Origin of the sequence: Actinospica durhamensis, from assembly GCF_018139695.1 — a bacterium.
GTDB lineage: Bacteria > Actinomycetota > Actinomycetes > Streptomycetales > Catenulisporaceae > Actinospica > Actinospica durhamensis.
The window spans coordinates 1-461 of record NZ_JAGSOG010000730.1; the positions used below are offsets into that span (position 1 = coordinate 1).

1 protein-coding gene is annotated in these 461 nt (G+C 66.4%); it reads left to right on the forward strand.

Annotated features, from left to right (window positions below; genetic code table 11):
• Positions 1–51 precede the first annotated feature (51 nt).
• Positions 52–461, forward strand: a 410-nt coding sequence (locus tag KDL01_RS47195) for a DUF2141 domain-containing protein (RefSeq protein ID WP_212534273.1), incomplete at its 3' end; no start/stop codon positions are given.

Here is a 461-nt window from a genome sequence, read left to right on the forward strand (position 1 = left end):
GCCTCCTGACCGCCGGCCATCAACGCATCGCCGGCCACTCAGGAGACGCTCATGACTGCGATGTTTTCTCTGCCGCGCATTGCCCTGCCTCTGCTCGCGACCACACTCGCCGCGAGCGCGTCCGCCGCGACGCTGACTGTAGTGGTGGAGGGCGCACAAGGGCGCCAAGGTGCGGTGCGCGCGGCAATGTTCCGCGATACCGCCGGTTGGCTGAAGCCCGATTCGGCCGTCCGCGCTGACATTGCCGCGCTCGATAGCGTATCGGGCGGCAACGTGACCTTCGTGTATGCAGATCTGCCGGCGGGGCGCTACGCGTTGTCGGTCTTTCATGACGCGAATAACGACGGCAAACTTGGCACCAACCCGGCCGGCATTCCCATCGAGCCCTACGGTTTCAGCCGCGATGCACGTGGCCGCTTCGGTCCGCCCGCATTTGACGACGCCGCCATCGACGTGCAGGG